The organism is Streptomyces sp. NPDC102402 (genome assembly GCF_044765765.1).
GTDB lineage: Bacteria > Actinomycetota > Actinomycetes > Streptomycetales > Streptomycetaceae > Streptomyces.
In genome coordinates, this window is sequence record NZ_JBIWKR010000018.1 from 114,900 (window position 1) to 129,074 (window position 14,175).

Consider the following 14,175-nt stretch of genomic DNA (forward strand, 5'->3'; position numbering starts at 1 on the left):
GCCTATGCCCCCTCAACCCGCGCCGACACCAGTGCGGCGTGCGGTCACGCAGCTTGACCACCGCATCGAAGCGGTCACCGGCCACGACATCGACACTCTGTGGGCCTACCGCGACCGCGGCGTCCTCGACGAACCGCACGCCCAACTGGTCGACCGGCATCGCACGTTGGCCAGCGCTCAGATCGGCGTCACCTTCTACCTCAAGCTGCTCAACCGGCTCACGAGCGGTGAATTCCCTGTCGACGGTGCTCTCTTCGTACGCATCGAGCGCACTGTGGACCAGCTGGAGGAAACCGCCGACGCGCGCGACGCCGCAGTCGAAAGGGTGCTCGCAGCCCTGGAGCCCATCGAGGCCGCCGCACCATCGACGCCCGACAAGGGACCGCTCTCGACCGACGATCAGGCGGCACTGCTCGCCATCGCCGGCGGTGCCCAGCTCCACGAACACCTGCTGACCGGCCGGGCATCCGCGACCGCCTCCTCCGGCACCCGTATCCCCTATCCCCAGATGCAGAAGCTGGTACGTGTCGGCCTGGTCGTCCGGGACACCAACCACCCGGTGCACGCCGGCCAGCCCGTCTCCCTCACAGACACCGGACGAGCCGCACTGCTCGACGCTCGCCGGACTCCCACGACGCATGCGCCGAAGAGCCCAGCCCGCCCGGGCGCATGGCCCTCCACTCCGGCGAAGCGGCGCTGAACTCCACCGAAAGGCTCTTGTTGTCCCCCACCGAACCGACGCCGGTCCCAAAGCCGATCCCCCAGGTTGACTTCGAGTTGCACGACCTCGACGCCGACGAGGAGAGGTACCTCGACTTTTACCGCAAGGTCGCTGTCCACGAGGACATGCTCGTCCCCCTAGCCGAGCACCACGACGGTCCGCAGAGCTACTACGTCCTCTTCGACCGCACCGCCACCTGGGGGTACCCCGGCATGCCACAGATACTCGCCGTCCACCTGCAACGGGAGCACGAGAAGCAGACATTCAGCTTCGAGCGGGCGGAGCTGCCGCTCCCCGCGATGGCGCAGTCCTGGCTCATCCACCGAGGCTGCCCGCACGACGCCATCGACCTCGACTCCGAGCGGGGCACGCCGCCAGCGGACGAGGCCACCCGAGCCCTGGAGCGGCGTCTCGTCGACCGCGGCGACCACTACGCCATGGGCTACTCCTACACCTGCGACGACCCGGACGACATGGTCACCGTCGTGGCACTGCGCGCCCTGGACGAGCGAGCTCCCAGCCCGTACCGCGTCGTGGTCGAGGAGGTCGACACCGACACGTGGACCCACACCCTGCGCGAAGGAGGTTTCGACACCAGCAAGGCCGCTCTGCAGTGGTGCGAAGACCGTCTCACCGGCCAGGCCAGCCCTCTCCCACCGGTCCGCCCATCAGCCGCAACCATCCCTCCGGCAGGGGTGGCCAAGACCCTTGCCCCGCGCCCGGCCGGCCGCTCCCGCTGAGCGCCACGGCCGATACGAGGTGCGCAACATAACCGACGATCGCCGGTTAGCCAAACCGGCGATTCTCCGGACTCTTATACAGCCGCCGCGACACCAACCGCGGTGCCATTCCAAGCAATCCCCCATGCCCTCACGGAGGTTTCTTCCGCATGCGCTCCACCCGAATTGCCGTATCCGCAGCGATGCTCGGCGCTCTCGCTGTGCCCATGCTGTCCGCCGCGACCGCCAGCGCGGCACCCGCCGCCGTGGCCGCCGCCCCCGCGAGCAGCTGCTCCTCCCTGCCGCCGCTGCCCTACGAGGTCCACACGGCGGCCGTGACCATCCGGTCCAAGGCCACCACGAAGTCCACCGCGCTCGGCGTGCTCTACCGCAGCCACAAGTTCACCGTGCACAAGAAGAGCGGCAACTGGCTCTACATCACGGACAGGACGACCGGCGTCAAGGGCTGGGTGTCCGGCACGTACGTCTACCGCGACGTCCGCATGTGCCTGAACTGACAGGCCATGAGCTTGCGCCTGCTCTGGCCGAGCCACCGGGACAGGTGCCCCTCAAATTCCTGCCAGGCACTGGCCTTTCCAGAACGGAGCTTCTCTCTTGTCTGACGGCTATTCCGTGGACGCTGAGGACGTCGTGGGCGTGCTCACTGAACGGATCGAAGCGCACTTCGACATGGACATGGACCATCTGCGGGCAGCAGTCGCCGCTGCGCCGACCGCCAACCCTGACGCCACCGACATCGTCAAGTGGCATAGCCATTTGGTCGCGGCCCAGGCTGCGCTCTACCGCGCGGAGGACGACCTTCTGACCGCGCTGGAAACGCAGCCCAGCGAGGTCGACGACCCGACCATGGGCCTCGCCCACCGTGTCAACGCGGCCGTTGCCACACGCGACGGCCGGGCCATGGTCGTGCGATGGCTCCTGGACCCAGACGCTCTGGGTAAGAAGGACCTCGCTGCCGAACGCCTTGCCCGCCTGCGCCCGCGAACCGGGCCGGCCGTGCAGACCAGCGCTCCCCAACGCCCTCCGGGGACACCGGAGCCGGCGTCGGCATCGCGAGCTGGTGGGGCCGTCCGATGAGCCGGGACAAAGCCAGCACCATGGACGCCGAACTGCAGAAAGTCTTCGGGCCCCCGGTACCCGAGCTGTACGAGGCGGCTGCCGGCCCCGATGCCTCCCCTGCCCTCGCCCGCGCCCTGGAACTTCGCTCCTTTCTCGCGCTCACCGAGGAGCAGGTCGCCCGTGTCCGCGACCGCGTGCACACGGACATGGATCCGGACCGCGACATGGGTGACCTGTCGGCGGACAAACTCCGCGCCGATGCGCAGTGGCTGGAGGCGGCCCTGGACGCACGCGACAGCTATCGCGTAGCCCTCGGAGAGCTGCTGCGCACCATGCCTCCTCCTGGCCAGCTGGCCCGGCCCGTCCGCATGGCACAACTCAGGACCACAGCGACCCTGCCCCCGTCCGCCGCCCCGGCACCCCAGCGTGCCGGGGCGGCCCGGGCCCACCGACCGTGAAAGCCGCAGCTTGTCCCACCTCACCTCCGCTGGGGTAGCCGGACGGATCGAGGACCTGTACGGCGCGCCGCTCGCCGACCTTCAAGCCCACGCCCGTGGCCAGACACCCGGCATGCTCTCCGCTCTGCTCGGCATGCACGGCACCCTTGCCCTCGCCGAGCGCAGCATCGACTTCCACCGCGACCACCTCGCCCGGCTCACCCACCCCGAGCGCCAGGTCGGCCAGCACGAGGTCTCCCATCTCCTTGATGGTGTACGCCGGCTCGCCGAGGCCGTCGCGGTTCGCGACGTCCAGGCCGAGTCGCTCGACGCCGTTCTGCAGAGCCTCGCCCGCGTCCCGGCCCCGGAGCCGTCCCCGGCGATTCCCTCGCCAGCCGTCCCGGCTTCGCCCCTTCCGGCTCCGGCCCGTCCGTGCCAGAGCACGGCACATAGCCGCTGATCCGGCGATTCCCCCTTATTCACCAGGAGTTCTTCCCGTGGCCATCACTGCTCTGCCTCCCGACACCGACGCCGACATCACCCGGGTCACCGAGGCCCTCGCCATGATCACCCCACGTTGGAACGTGAGGATCCTGTTGGCGCTCTCCGGGCCGCCGCAGCGGTACAGCGAGCTGGCAGCCAAGGTGTCCTGGCTGCAGAGCGGCCAGCTCCACCCCAAGCTCACCTCGCTGTGCCACGCCGGTCTCGTCGAGCGCACCGAACACACCGCACGGCATGTCACCTACGGTCGCACCGAGCGTGGCGAGGCCCTTCTGCCGGTCCTGCCGGTGATCGTCACCTGGGCCGAAGAGCACCTGGAGACGGCGGGCCGCCCGGTGCCCGCGATCGAGCAGATCGAGGACAGTCTCACCCTTCTCACCCGGCGTCACGCCGCCTCCATCCTGTGGGTGCTCAAGTCCCGCCAGGACGTCGGCGCGATGGCTCTGGCCCGGATCGTGATGCCCAGCAGTGACTGGACCAACGTGTACCCGCCGCTGCGGCAGCTCGTCGCCGACGGCTTGGTCGACACCGAGGGCAACGGCCGGCCCTACCGGCTGTCCGCCGCGGGCGACGGCCTCGGACCCGTTCTCAGTGCCCTGTCCGCGTGGTCGGCCGGACAGCCCCTCAGCCAGGCAGCCCATCACCCGGTCTGGGGGCACCCCCAGACGCAACCCGCGCCGAGGTCGTGGCTCAGCAGCCAGCCACGGCCTGCCCCCGTATCCCTCCCGCAGACCCGCGCGCTCGATACCTCTCCGGCCTGGCACAACCGCGACCTCTTCTCCCATGCCACGCCCGCTCGCCCGAAGGCGGACCTCTTCTCCCATGCCACGCCCGCTCGCCCGAAGGCGTCCATCCCGGCGGGAGGCCCGCGCCGATGACCACCTTCTTCACCCCAACCGAGGTACGTACCGCCGTCGAGCTGCTGGCCTCACACCCCTTGATCCGCCTGGTCACCGAGATCGACGACAACGGCGCGATACCGCCGCGACGACTGGCCAACACCCTCCCCGACCTCCCGAGGCATCAGCAGCGCAGCGCCACCGAAGCCGCACGCACCTACGGTCTCGTCCGGACCACACCCGGCACCGGACTGGAACTCACCGAGCCCGGGTCGGAGTTGGCTGATCTGTACGACGCGGCAGCTCGCTGGGCCCGCCGCCACGCCTACCCGACACCGGTCTGCGAGTTCAGCAGCCGCATCCGACACGTCCTCGACCTACTGGCTCCGTCACTCGTGGCCCAAGACGCCGAGGGCAGTTCGTGGCTGTCGGTCCCGCGCTTTTCGAGCGCCGAGTCTGTGGCAGACCTCGGCCGTGTCCGCGCTCTGCTGATCCAGTGGCTGGCCAATAACCCCCAGGCCACCCGGGTACCCGAGCCCGAGCCGGTCGCGTGAGCGCAGCGATTGCACCCCGGCACACACGCCACACCGCCGGGCTGATGCGCAGCATCTACCTGCCCCGCGCGGCAGACGCGGTGACGTCCGCGATGTCCACGTACGGCATCCCGCTGCTGGTCCTGACTACCACGAGCTCCGCCGCACTGACCGGTACCGCTTTCGCCCTGGAATGGATCCCGCGACTGGCGGCGTCCGGGTGGGCGGGATCACTCGTCGACCGGCGTGGGGCAGCCGCCGTCTTCCACCTCGCCGCCCTGGGGCGCGCGCTGGCCCTCGCCGCCGGCGCGGTCCTGCTGCACCTCCACCCATCCGGCCTCGTCGCAAGCGTGACCGTGATGGTGCTCGCGCCGACGACCGGCATGTTCACCGCGATCAGCTACATCGCGGCCGAAACCGCGGGCGCCGCCGCCGGCCGCCGAGCGGAAGGGCAGGCCCATCGCGTACAGGCCGTCCTGCTCGGCATCGAACAGACCGCGACCGTCGCCGGCCCGGCGCTCGCCGGAGTGCTGCTGCTCGCAGGGCCACCCCCCATGCTCGCCGTGATCACCACGCTCTCGCTCCTTGCCGCGCTGCTCGCCCTGCGGACACCCCCCGCACCCGTCATCCCCACCCGCCCCTCGAAACGACAGCCGGGCACCGGACTCCTCACCGGGTGGCGCACCATCCGTTCCCTTCCCGCCCTCGGCTGGCTCGTGACCGGGCTGACCCTGTCCAACCTGGCCACCGGGCTCCTCCAGGCGGCCAGCCCGGTGATCGTCGTCAAGCACTTCGGGCAGACCACCACAGCCGTCGGCCTGGTCTGGTCCGCAGCAGCCGGAGCCACGCTCCTGAGCGTCACGATCTGCCGGTTCGCCCTCGACCGCCTGGGACTGTGGCCGGTCGGCGCCGCCTGCGCCGCCGTCGCCTCACTCGCCTGCCTCGCCGCCGCCCAGGCCCCCGACTATCGCTCGTACCTGATCCTGGTCGCGATCCTGATGGCAGCCGAAGGCGGCATGACGGTCGTTCTGCGCACCTTGCGTTCCCGCCTGATCCCGCCGGAGAAGTTCGGCAGCACGCTGTCGGCGACCGTCCTCATCCTCCTGCTGCCCTTCCCCCTCGCGGGCATCCTCACCGCCCTCACCCCGCCGGACGCGCTGGGCCACGTCATCACCGCATGCGCCGCCCTGCAGGCTCTCGGCCTGTTCTGCGCCTTCGCCCGGCTGCGCACCGATCCCGCCCTGCGCTCCTGACCCTGCCGCACTCCCCAGCCTGTGGAGAACCTCATGCCCCCCGCCATCCTCGGATCACACCGCGCGAGCGGTCGCAGCATCTCCGAGCAGTTCCGCGCCTTCGACGCCAACAACCCGCACGTCTATCGCGCCCTGGAGCGCCTGGCCGCCCGCCGCCTGGCCGCGGGCGCCACCCGCGTCAGCTTGAAGGACCTCTTCGAGGACCTGCGCCGTCAGCTTCCGCACGGCGTCGTCGGGCTGAACAACAGCTATACAGCCCTCTACGCCCGCCTCCTGATCGACGAACACCCCCACTGGGCCGCTGCGTTCGAGCTGCGCCGACGCCGTGCCGCCTGAGAGACAACTCTTTCCTTTTCGTCCTGCCGTCCACCGATACGGAGAACCCTTGTCCGCTCGCCCTCTCGTACTTCTGGTTTCCCCGGGTGATGAGACCTATCGCGGCTACTGCCTTGAGCAGGTGGCCGCCGCGTACGACGTCGTCCTGCTCACCGGCACCGAGCCGACGTGGGAGACACCGTTCATCGTTGACCACGCATTCGTCGACTTGACCGACCCCACAGCCTTGCTCGCTGGCGGCCGGGCTCTGGCCGATCGCCATGATCTCGCCGGTGTGGTCACCTGGGATGAGTGGAACCTCGTGCCCGCCGCCCGCCTCGCCCGAGCGCTCGGTCTGTCCTCGAACTCCGTCGAGGTGATGCGGGCCTGCCGCAACAAGGCAACCGCCCGCTCCCTGTTTGCCCAGCACGGGGTGCCGTCGGCTGCCTCGATGAAGGGACGAACTCTGCTGGAGGCCGGCCTTGCGACGATGACGCTGGGGTTCCCAGCCGTCATCAAGCCCGCCGCCTTCGCCGGCAGCATCGGCGTGATCCGCGTCGACCGCCCCGAAGAACTCCCCGCCGCGTTCGCCTTCGCCTCCGAGGGCGCGAGCCGCAGCCGCGAGGACACCGTTGTCCTGGTCGAGGAGTACCTCGACGGACCGGAGTTCTCCGTCGAGTGCGTCACCCACCGCGGCGAGACCACTGCGGTCGCCGTGACCCGCAAGCACCTGGGCCCAGCACCGTACTTCGACGAGACCGGGCACACCGTCGATGCCGCCGACCCGCTCCTCGCCCAGCTCGCCCCGGCTGCCGCTGCCGCAGTCAGGGCCTTGGGAATCACAGACGGCGTGCAGCACGTCGAGCTGCGCCTCGTGGACGGGCAGCCCCGGCTGATCGAGGTCAACGCCCGGATCGGCGGCGACATGATCGGACACCTCGTCCGCCTCGCCACCGGCATCGACCTGCCCAAGGCCGCCGCCGACCTCGCCTGCGGTCGGGCACCGGACATCACCCCGACCCGACGCGGGGCAGCGGGCATCCGCATGCTCTACCCGGACGCCTCCGGCACTCTCACCGCACGCCACATCACCCAGCCGTTCGTCGCCCACACCCCGTGGCTGCACCAGGTGCGGTGGATCCGCGAGATCGGCGAGCAGCTCCTCCTGCCGCCCGACGGGGACCTATTCACCGCCAGGGCCGGGTTCTACATCGTCACCGGCCGCAACACCGCGGAGGTCACCGACCGCCTCGATACGGCCGCCGACGAGATCACCGTCCGCACGAGGGCGGACCGATGAGCTACCAGCCCGATCCGCGCTACGACATCGACGGGGACGTCTACGTCTCCCCGCGCTACCTTGCCGGCACCATCGGCATCGGCGACCCAGCCCTCGCTCCGCTCCTCGACCTCGGCTGGGAACTGCAGCATGATGACCTTGGTAACGCGTATACGAACGCCCCCGACCGCAAGGTCCGCCTCGGCTACCTCCCCGAAGGCGAGGACGACGGTCTCTGGCGCATCAACGCCTATCAGGATTCCTGCGGACCGCCGACCTGGGGCGTTTGCTTCAACGACAGCACCCCCACCGAGTTCGTCCAGGCTTTCACCACAGCTCTCGCCTCGGAGTACGAGCAGGGCCCAGACGCCTACCTCGCGGCACCGGACTCCCGAAGCGATGACCGCGAGCCGTTCCTGGCCGTCGTCCCCCTCATCAAACGAGGCTGGCAGCTGGAGCGCACGCGGTGGGGCAACCTCGCAGTCCAGTCACCCGACGGGCTCGCCGGCCTGGAGTTCACCACCGGGCCTCTGGACCCGGAAGCCGAACTGACCACCCGAGACGCCCGCTGGCAGCTGTGGGCCGGCAAGTCCATCGACCGGCCTGCCTGGTACGCGACCGCCAGCACCGGCACCCCGGTCGCCCTGCTCACTGCCGTCACCCAGTGCGTCTCCGACCCGGCCCCACTGCCCCGTTGGCGCGAAGCGACGTTCAGTTACCGCGAGGGCATGGTCCAGCTCACTTCGATCCTGCCGCCCGGCCCGCCGGCTCCCACGCCGCTCGACGTGCAGCGGGCTGTCTCATCCCGACGCCCGGCCGCGCTTCCCGCGACCAGCGTCCCACGCTGGAGCACCAGCAGCCGACCGGCCCCTGTCGCTGACGGCAGCGCAACCCTCTACCTGGAGAATCCTCTTTGTCCTTGCAGGCCCCCGAGTTCTTCGCCGAGCTGTGCCTTCCCTTTCACGATCACACCGTCGTGGGCAACACCTACTTCGCCATCCCCATCCGCGGCGAACCGATGAGACTGCGGATCGACTTCAGCCACACCATCTACGCGGACACCTACGGCGGACTGCGCGTGGCGGTTGTCCACCCGGACCGCGGCGAGATCGACGCCGTGACCCTCAGTTTCCTGGACCACGGAACCTTCCACCGCCGCGACGAAGCCACCAACACCCGGCCGAACACCAAGCAGTACGGCACTTTCGACATCTACCACCGCGCCGGCCGGCCGCAGTGGGACGGCGCCGTCACGACCGGGCTGCGCGACGCCATTGAGCAGTACACCGCCGTCTGGTTTCCCGGCGCCTGGGCCGCGTCCGCGCCCAGCCGCTCGGCGGGTCGTTCCGCGCTCAAGGCGGCTGCCCCGCCGATCACCCGCAACGGTGCCCGCATCCGTTGACTTTCCCCCATGACCAAGGAGTCCCCTTCCTCGTGCACGCACGTTTCGTCCGATCCGCCGCTGTCGCCGTAGCGGTGGCCAGCACCCTCAGCTGGGCGCCGACCGCGAGCGCCCAACCCTCCGAACCGACCCCCTCGGCCTCCGCCGAGACACCGGCCCCGGACGCGGGCAACGTCGAGATCACCACCAAGGACACGGCCGGGGACGCGCTGCCGGGCGCTGTGTTTCTGCTGCTCGACTCCACCGGTCAGGAAGCCGGACAGGGGAAGACCAACGCACAAGGGAAGCTGACCTTCCCCGACCTCGCGCCCGGCGTCTACCGGCTCAAGGAGACGGCTTCCGGCAGTCCGCTCCACGAGATCGTTGCCGACCAGGACGTCATCGTCACACCGGGCGCGACCACCCGGCTGACGATCACCGGCCCCTTCAAGGCGGCCAAGGTTCTCCTGCAGGCAAAGGACGACAAGACCGGCAAGCTCCTGCCCGGCGCGACCGTGAACATCGGCACCGGTGACTCGACACTGCTCACCCTGACCACGGGAGCCAAGGGCACGGCCTCCGGAGACCTGCCAGTGACGAGCCGGAAGACGCAGTTCTGGGTCAAGGAGACCAAGGCCCCCGCCGGCTACAACCTCTACGAGCCGACCAAGACGTTCACCGCGGGCCCCGGTGTCCCGGTCACCGTGACCGTCACCAACGCCAAGACCGCGAACGACCCGAAGCCCGACCCCTCGGACAAGCCGACGCACGAGCCCACCCAGCACCCGTCCACACCGGGTACGCCGAGCAGCGGTTCCGGCGAGACCACGCCCTCAGCGCCGGCCACCGACACACCGGATCCCGACTCCTCCACCCCTGCCACCGCGACCCCGGTTGGCAACTCCACGTCGAAGGCACCAGCGGGCTCCCTCGCTCACACCGGCGCTGATGCCACGCCGTGGCTGATCGGCGGCGCGGGGGCGCTGATTATCCTCGGCGGAGGCGTCCTCGTCATGGTCCGCCGCCGTCGAGCGGACGAGTCCCCTGACGACTCCACCGAGAGCTGACCCGCACTCCACCCCCTTCACGACACGGAGCCCCTGGATTCCACAGACTGGAATCCAGGGGCTCCGTTGTTCACGAGCACATGGACGCCTCGTTACGCTGCGGTCGTGATCGAGCCCTCCCCGCTTAGTCGAAACCCGTCTACAGGGGTTCCACCTGTCTCTCGGTCCAACTGGCCACCGGACCACACGAATGGAGAACGCCCAGTGCTCGATGCACAGATGAATGAGGAAGGCAGGCGGGACAAAGGGGCCGTTCCGAACAACATGTTCGTATCCGGGCTCACGGTGCTCCTGCTCAATCTGTTGGTCTGGGGCGGAGTGAGCTGTCTCTTCGTGTTCGGGTGGGAGTTCGCAGGAGCGGCCACGAACTGCGGTCCGCGCATCGGTGTCCCGTGTCCTTCCGGGACCGGCTACGCGATTGCGGCGCCGTGGGTGGCGGGTCTCGCGACGCTGGCACTGCTCATCCATGCCTGGCAGGAGGGCATCCGTGGGCCCCTGCCTGCCGCTGCCGCACCTTTCGTTCTGGGTGCGGCCCTCGGAGCCCGCTTTCTCTGGTCCGCGGCGTTCGTCGCCGACACAGGCCAGAGCCGGGTGGTCATGGCCGTCATCGGCCTGCTGAGCACCCTGCTGCTCGGCGCGCTGTACGGACGATGGCTGTTCCGTAGATGGGGTGCGGCCTTGTTGCTGTGGTGCGTGCGGCTTGACCGCAGCGGCACGGTGGTGGCCGTTGGACCCGAGCAGGTGCGCGCCCGTAACGTCCTTCTCGCCCTGAGCCTGACGGGCACGGTACTCGGCTGCGGCGCTGGGGCGGCCCTGCTCTGACACGCAGATCCTCTACCTGTGTCCGACGAGCTCAGACAGAAGCTGGAAAGCGCGCAATGACGGTAGGCGCTGTCAGAGGCAAGCTCTAGAATCCCGGCATGATTTCCCCGGAAGAGATCAAGCAGATCGTTACACAGATCGAACTCGAAGGGGACGGTGAATTCTGCGACTGTGGGGCGTGGGCGGCCCGCCTGATACGGGGCCGCGAGTGCCAAGGGTGTTATCGGATGCGCCGGGGCATCGAGAAGTACGGGCTCACCATCCCCCAGTACAACGCCATCTGGCGTGCGCAAAACTTTCGGTGCGGCCTCTGCGGGGACAATGAAGAGCCCTGCGACGGCGGTATCCCTCACGCCGAACCGCGCCCCTGGCAGATCGATCACGACCATTACTGCTGCGACATGAAGAGGTCCGGCAACCGCTGCTGCGTCCGCGGGATCCTCTGCCTCCCGTGCAACCTGAACGAGCTAGCGCCGTATGAGCGCAAGCGCCGACGAGGCATCGGCTTTGCAATCCCAGTCATCGACGCCTACCTGGCCAACCCGCCGGCGCGCCGTCCAGAAGCCCGTGTCATCCGCGGGCGGGATAATGCCTACCTGCCGACCTCCTGGGCCTTCATACACGATGCGCAGGTGGTCAAGCGCGGGTATGTGGGGTGGTTGTGAGCACTCCGCAGCAGGCCAGTCGCCCAGAACAAGCCCTTCAGGATCTGGCCTGCCACTGATGCGCGGGATACGGGCCTCAGTGCTCCAGCAACTCCGCGCTGATCCGGTCCCAGGTGGGTCGGGGGCTCTCGACCGAGCGTACGACCGTGACCAGGCGGCCGTCGAGGAACGTGTCGAGCCGATCTCCTGTCAGGGCGGCCAGTCGCTCGCGCTGAGCACGGCGGTCCAGTTCCACGCGCTCGCCCAAGATACCGAGCAATACCTCGTGCCGCGCCTCACCAAGGGTGTCGCCGGGGATCCAACGCCCCCGGACAGGTACGCCGGCGAACGTGCCGATCTCGTCCTCCTCGCGGCTGAAGGCCCGGTTCATCGCTTCCTCCGCCGCTGGCCCCACCCGCCTGAGCGCTGCCCTGGTGGCAACCTGACCGCTGACCATAGGAAGTGGAACCTGGATCGCGAGGTCTCCTTCCGGGGCCGGGGCGACCACGCGGCGGGGGGCGGGCCGGGGAACGCGGAACTGCCAGGGCTTCCCGCCTCCCGGCGTCTCGATCCAGCCGGTCTTGAGGCCCTTCAGGGCGACGGAGTCCTCGGGAAGGAAGATATCGACGTAAACGCCGCCCTGGCCGATCCAGACCCAGCTCATGAAGTAGGCATGATCACCGTGGTCGACGGACCACTGGGCGAGCTTCTCCAGACGCTTCCGCTGCTCCGGGGTGCCTTTGCCTGCCGGGAACATCTGCTTGGCGCGCCTTCGCCGACCCCGTGCTTCTCCGGCGACCGGCCCGTCGGCCAAGTCGTACAGGAGATCCGGTCGCACGCCCGTATTCGCGTAGACCCCACGGAGCTTTCCAGGCAACACGTCGAAGCTGCTGAGCCCGCTGGTCGTGTGCTTCCAGTCGAACAGGACCTCGCTGGCAGCGCTCATCACACCGAGCCCGGTGCACTCGCTGACGAAACGCTGGATGTGGCCAGCGCTGGAGTCGAGGGCGTAACACTCGGCACCGAGCTGCCCCTTGCCCTGGTCGCCGACGATGTAGCTGAGCAGCAGACTGATCTCGTGATCGCGTACACGTTGGTCGACCGTCTTGCGCAGGTCACAGGCAAGGGCGTTGACGTTGACCATGGCGGCCAAGGAAACCGGCAGCGGGCCCTGCCCGATTTCGACCGCCCGGACAGCCTCCGCGCCAGCCTTCCCCTTCTCAATCGTGAAGCGCCACACCCGGGCGCGCACTGTGCTCATGAAAGAAGCCTAAGGTCTGCTTTTCGTCGTGAATTACGCGTCACCGCACAGGTTTGGGACCGGTGTCCAGCTCGCCGTCCAGAAGGGCTTGGATGATCCTCTGAGTGCGGGCCCGCATCTCGTGGCCGAGGCCGGCGAGATTGCGGTCAAGTTGGGCCTGCGGCAGGTCAAGCACCTGCTTCATCTCGCCCACCAAGGTCGGCCATCGCGCCAGTGAGGCAGCCAGGTTCTCCACGTTGCCGAACCAGTCGGCCCCGCGTGCACCCAGGACGAAGGCCATCAGGAGGACGGCCATGAGGGGTTCGCTGTCCAGCGCGGTGTGTCCGCCCATACCAGCGAAGTTCTTATTGCCGGTCATAGCGGCGACAGCCCGGCTGAAAACAGGGAGCTGGAGGAAGAACGCCGCAGCTGATGAGCGAGCTTCCTCCCATTCGGTATCGGTGGCGTCGGTGAGTGCTTCGGTCATCCGCGGCAGGGAGACGAAGTCGGCGGCGCCGACGAGGACGCTCGCCGGACCGGTCAGCCAGGGGCCGGCGCCCTCCACGCGATGCCGTCTGCCCGGAGAGACGCCAAGGACTTTCTCGACCGTCTCCGCCTCGTCTTCGGTCACGTCCGGCTGGGTGCCGAGGGCGAAGATATGAAGCAGCTGTGCGACGGCGGTCGCCCGTTCGCCTGCCGGGACGCGGATCGGGCGGGGCAGAGCGTCCTTGCCTCGCTTCGCGGCCATAGTCTCGGCGACGGCACCCACGACCGCGTCCTGGTCGTCAGCCGGGTCGAGGCCCCGGCTGGATGCCTCCGTCCGGAGGAGCTGCTCCAGCTCGTGCGACAGGCCGTCCATCACGGCGGTCGCGGAGGCACGGACAACGTCAAGGGCGAGTGGGAAGCCTTCAATCCACAACACGACGCGCAGCACGTCCACATTCGAGGTGTGCTTGCGCCAGCGCAGGAGCCGGACCAGCTGGCGGTCGCTGCCCGGCGGGTAGATCCAGACCGGACGGCGCCCGTCGTTGCCAACGCGGACGGGACGGGGCATCAGGCCGTCGCGTCGAAAGTCCTCCAGCCGCCGCTCGGTCATCACACTGAAGCCGGCGGACGTGGCGGCGAGAAGGAGGTCGTCGCGCCGCAGAACACGGATTTCAACTGCCATGCGGAGCAACGTAGTGGCGGAGTGGTCGACCGGTCGAGCCGAGTACTCCCGTCCCGGGCCGCTCTAACTTGCAAACGCACCTATTGATCCGAAACGCTTTCGGTGCAGGCTCGTTGATGGTGTGTGAGTGATCTGGTGGGGGATGCGCGGACTTGGTCGCCGGATGCGCAGGAGGC

The 14,175-nt window shown here is 68.9% G+C and carries 18 protein-coding genes; 16 read left to right on the plus strand and 2 right to left on the minus strand.

Annotated elements, in window-relative coordinates; all coding sequences use genetic code 11:
- The first annotated feature begins 4 nt into the window (after window positions 1-4).
- From ACIRJR_RS33030 to ACIRJR_RS33105, 16 genes are all read left to right on the plus strand, one after another.
- Entirely contained in the window at window positions 5-700 is a 696-nt protein-coding gene (locus tag ACIRJR_RS33030; RefSeq protein WP_403787588.1) for a hypothetical protein, read from the plus strand.
- Between the two features lie 17 nt (window positions 701-717).
- On the plus strand, window positions 718-1,461 hold the full coding sequence (locus ACIRJR_RS33035) for a hypothetical protein (protein ID WP_403787651.1): 744 nt from the start codon (window positions 718-720) through the stop codon (window positions 1,459-1,461).
- A 149-nt stretch (window positions 1,462-1,610) separates the two neighbouring features.
- On the plus strand, window positions 1,611-1,958 hold the full coding sequence (locus ACIRJR_RS33040) for an SH3 domain-containing protein (protein WP_403787591.1): 348 nt from the start codon (window positions 1,611-1,613) through the stop codon (window positions 1,956-1,958).
- A gap of 97 nt (window positions 1,959-2,055) precedes the next feature.
- Complete coding sequence (locus ACIRJR_RS33045; RefSeq protein WP_403787594.1) at window positions 2,056-2,538, plus strand: hypothetical protein; 483 nt, start codon at window positions 2,056-2,058, stop codon at window positions 2,536-2,538.
- Window positions 2,535-2,978: a hypothetical protein gene (locus tag ACIRJR_RS33050; RefSeq protein WP_319307092.1), complete on the plus strand. Its 444-nt coding sequence runs from the start codon at window positions 2,535-2,537 to the stop codon at window positions 2,976-2,978. Before ACIRJR_RS33045 ends, ACIRJR_RS33050 begins: the two co-directional genes overlap by 4 nt.
- Before the next feature lie 10 nt (window positions 2,979-2,988).
- Window positions 2,989-3,417: a hypothetical protein gene (locus tag ACIRJR_RS33055; protein ID WP_403787597.1), complete on the plus strand. Its 429-nt coding sequence runs from the start codon at window positions 2,989-2,991 to the stop codon at window positions 3,415-3,417.
- A 37-nt stretch (window positions 3,418-3,454) separates the two neighbouring features.
- Window positions 3,455-4,336, plus strand: a complete 882-nt coding sequence (locus ACIRJR_RS33060) for a winged helix-turn-helix transcriptional regulator (RefSeq protein ID WP_403787600.1) — start codon at window positions 3,455-3,457, stop codon at window positions 4,334-4,336.
- A complete protein-coding gene (locus ACIRJR_RS33065; protein WP_403787603.1) occupies window positions 4,333-4,851 on the plus strand; it encodes a regulator in 519 nt (172 codons plus the stop codon). The genes ACIRJR_RS33060 and ACIRJR_RS33065 overlap by 4 nt, the downstream gene beginning before the upstream one ends.
- A complete protein-coding gene (locus tag ACIRJR_RS33070) occupies window positions 4,848-6,083 on the plus strand; it encodes an MFS transporter (RefSeq protein ID WP_403787606.1) in 1,236 nt (411 codons plus the stop codon). The genes ACIRJR_RS33065 and ACIRJR_RS33070 overlap by 4 nt, the downstream gene beginning before the upstream one ends.
- Before the next feature lie 33 nt (window positions 6,084-6,116).
- Window positions 6,117-6,419 carry a hypothetical protein gene (locus ACIRJR_RS33075; RefSeq protein WP_403787609.1) on the plus strand — a complete coding sequence of 101 codons (303 nt, stop codon included), beginning with the start codon at window positions 6,117-6,119 and terminating at the stop codon, window positions 6,417-6,419.
- Between the two features lie 49 nt (window positions 6,420-6,468).
- Window positions 6,469-7,698 (plus strand): ATP-grasp domain-containing protein, encoded by a 1,230-nt coding sequence (locus tag ACIRJR_RS33080; protein ID WP_403787612.1) that lies wholly within the window; start codon window positions 6,469-6,471, stop codon window positions 7,696-7,698.
- Entirely contained in the window at window positions 7,695-8,699 is a 1,005-nt protein-coding gene (locus ACIRJR_RS33085) for a DUF317 domain-containing protein (RefSeq protein WP_403787615.1), read from the plus strand. Before ACIRJR_RS33080 ends, ACIRJR_RS33085 begins: the two co-directional genes overlap by 4 nt.
- Window positions 8,591-9,079, plus strand: a complete 489-nt coding sequence (locus ACIRJR_RS33090) for a hypothetical protein (protein ID WP_403787618.1) — start codon at window positions 8,591-8,593, stop codon at window positions 9,077-9,079. Before ACIRJR_RS33085 ends, ACIRJR_RS33090 begins: the two co-directional genes overlap by 109 nt.
- Before the next feature lie 32 nt (window positions 9,080-9,111).
- Window positions 9,112-10,125 (plus strand): SpaA isopeptide-forming pilin-related protein, encoded by a 1,014-nt coding sequence (locus ACIRJR_RS33095; protein WP_403787621.1) that lies wholly within the window; start codon window positions 9,112-9,114, stop codon window positions 10,123-10,125.
- 264 nt (window positions 10,126-10,389) lie between these two features.
- On the plus strand, window positions 10,390-10,947 hold the full coding sequence (locus tag ACIRJR_RS33100; protein ID WP_403787624.1) for a hypothetical protein: 558 nt from the start codon (window positions 10,390-10,392) through the stop codon (window positions 10,945-10,947).
- A gap of 98 nt (window positions 10,948-11,045) precedes the next feature.
- Window positions 11,046-11,612, plus strand: coding sequence for an endonuclease domain-containing protein (locus ACIRJR_RS33105; protein ID WP_403787627.1), 567 nt, complete (start codon window positions 11,046-11,048; stop codon window positions 11,610-11,612).
- A gap of 76 nt (window positions 11,613-11,688) precedes the next feature.
- On the opposite strand, the gene ACIRJR_RS33110 is transcribed toward ACIRJR_RS33105, so the two are convergent.
- Window positions 11,689-12,852 carry a hypothetical protein gene (locus ACIRJR_RS33110; RefSeq protein ID WP_403787630.1) on the minus strand — a complete coding sequence of 388 codons (1,164 nt, stop codon included), beginning with the start codon at window positions 12,850-12,852 and terminating at the stop codon, window positions 11,689-11,691.
- A 40-nt stretch (window positions 12,853-12,892) separates the two neighbouring features.
- A complete protein-coding gene (locus ACIRJR_RS33115) occupies window positions 12,893-13,999 on the minus strand; it encodes a hypothetical protein (protein WP_403787633.1) in 1,107 nt (368 codons plus the stop codon).
- Between the last annotated feature and the right edge of the window lie 176 nt (window positions 14,000-14,175).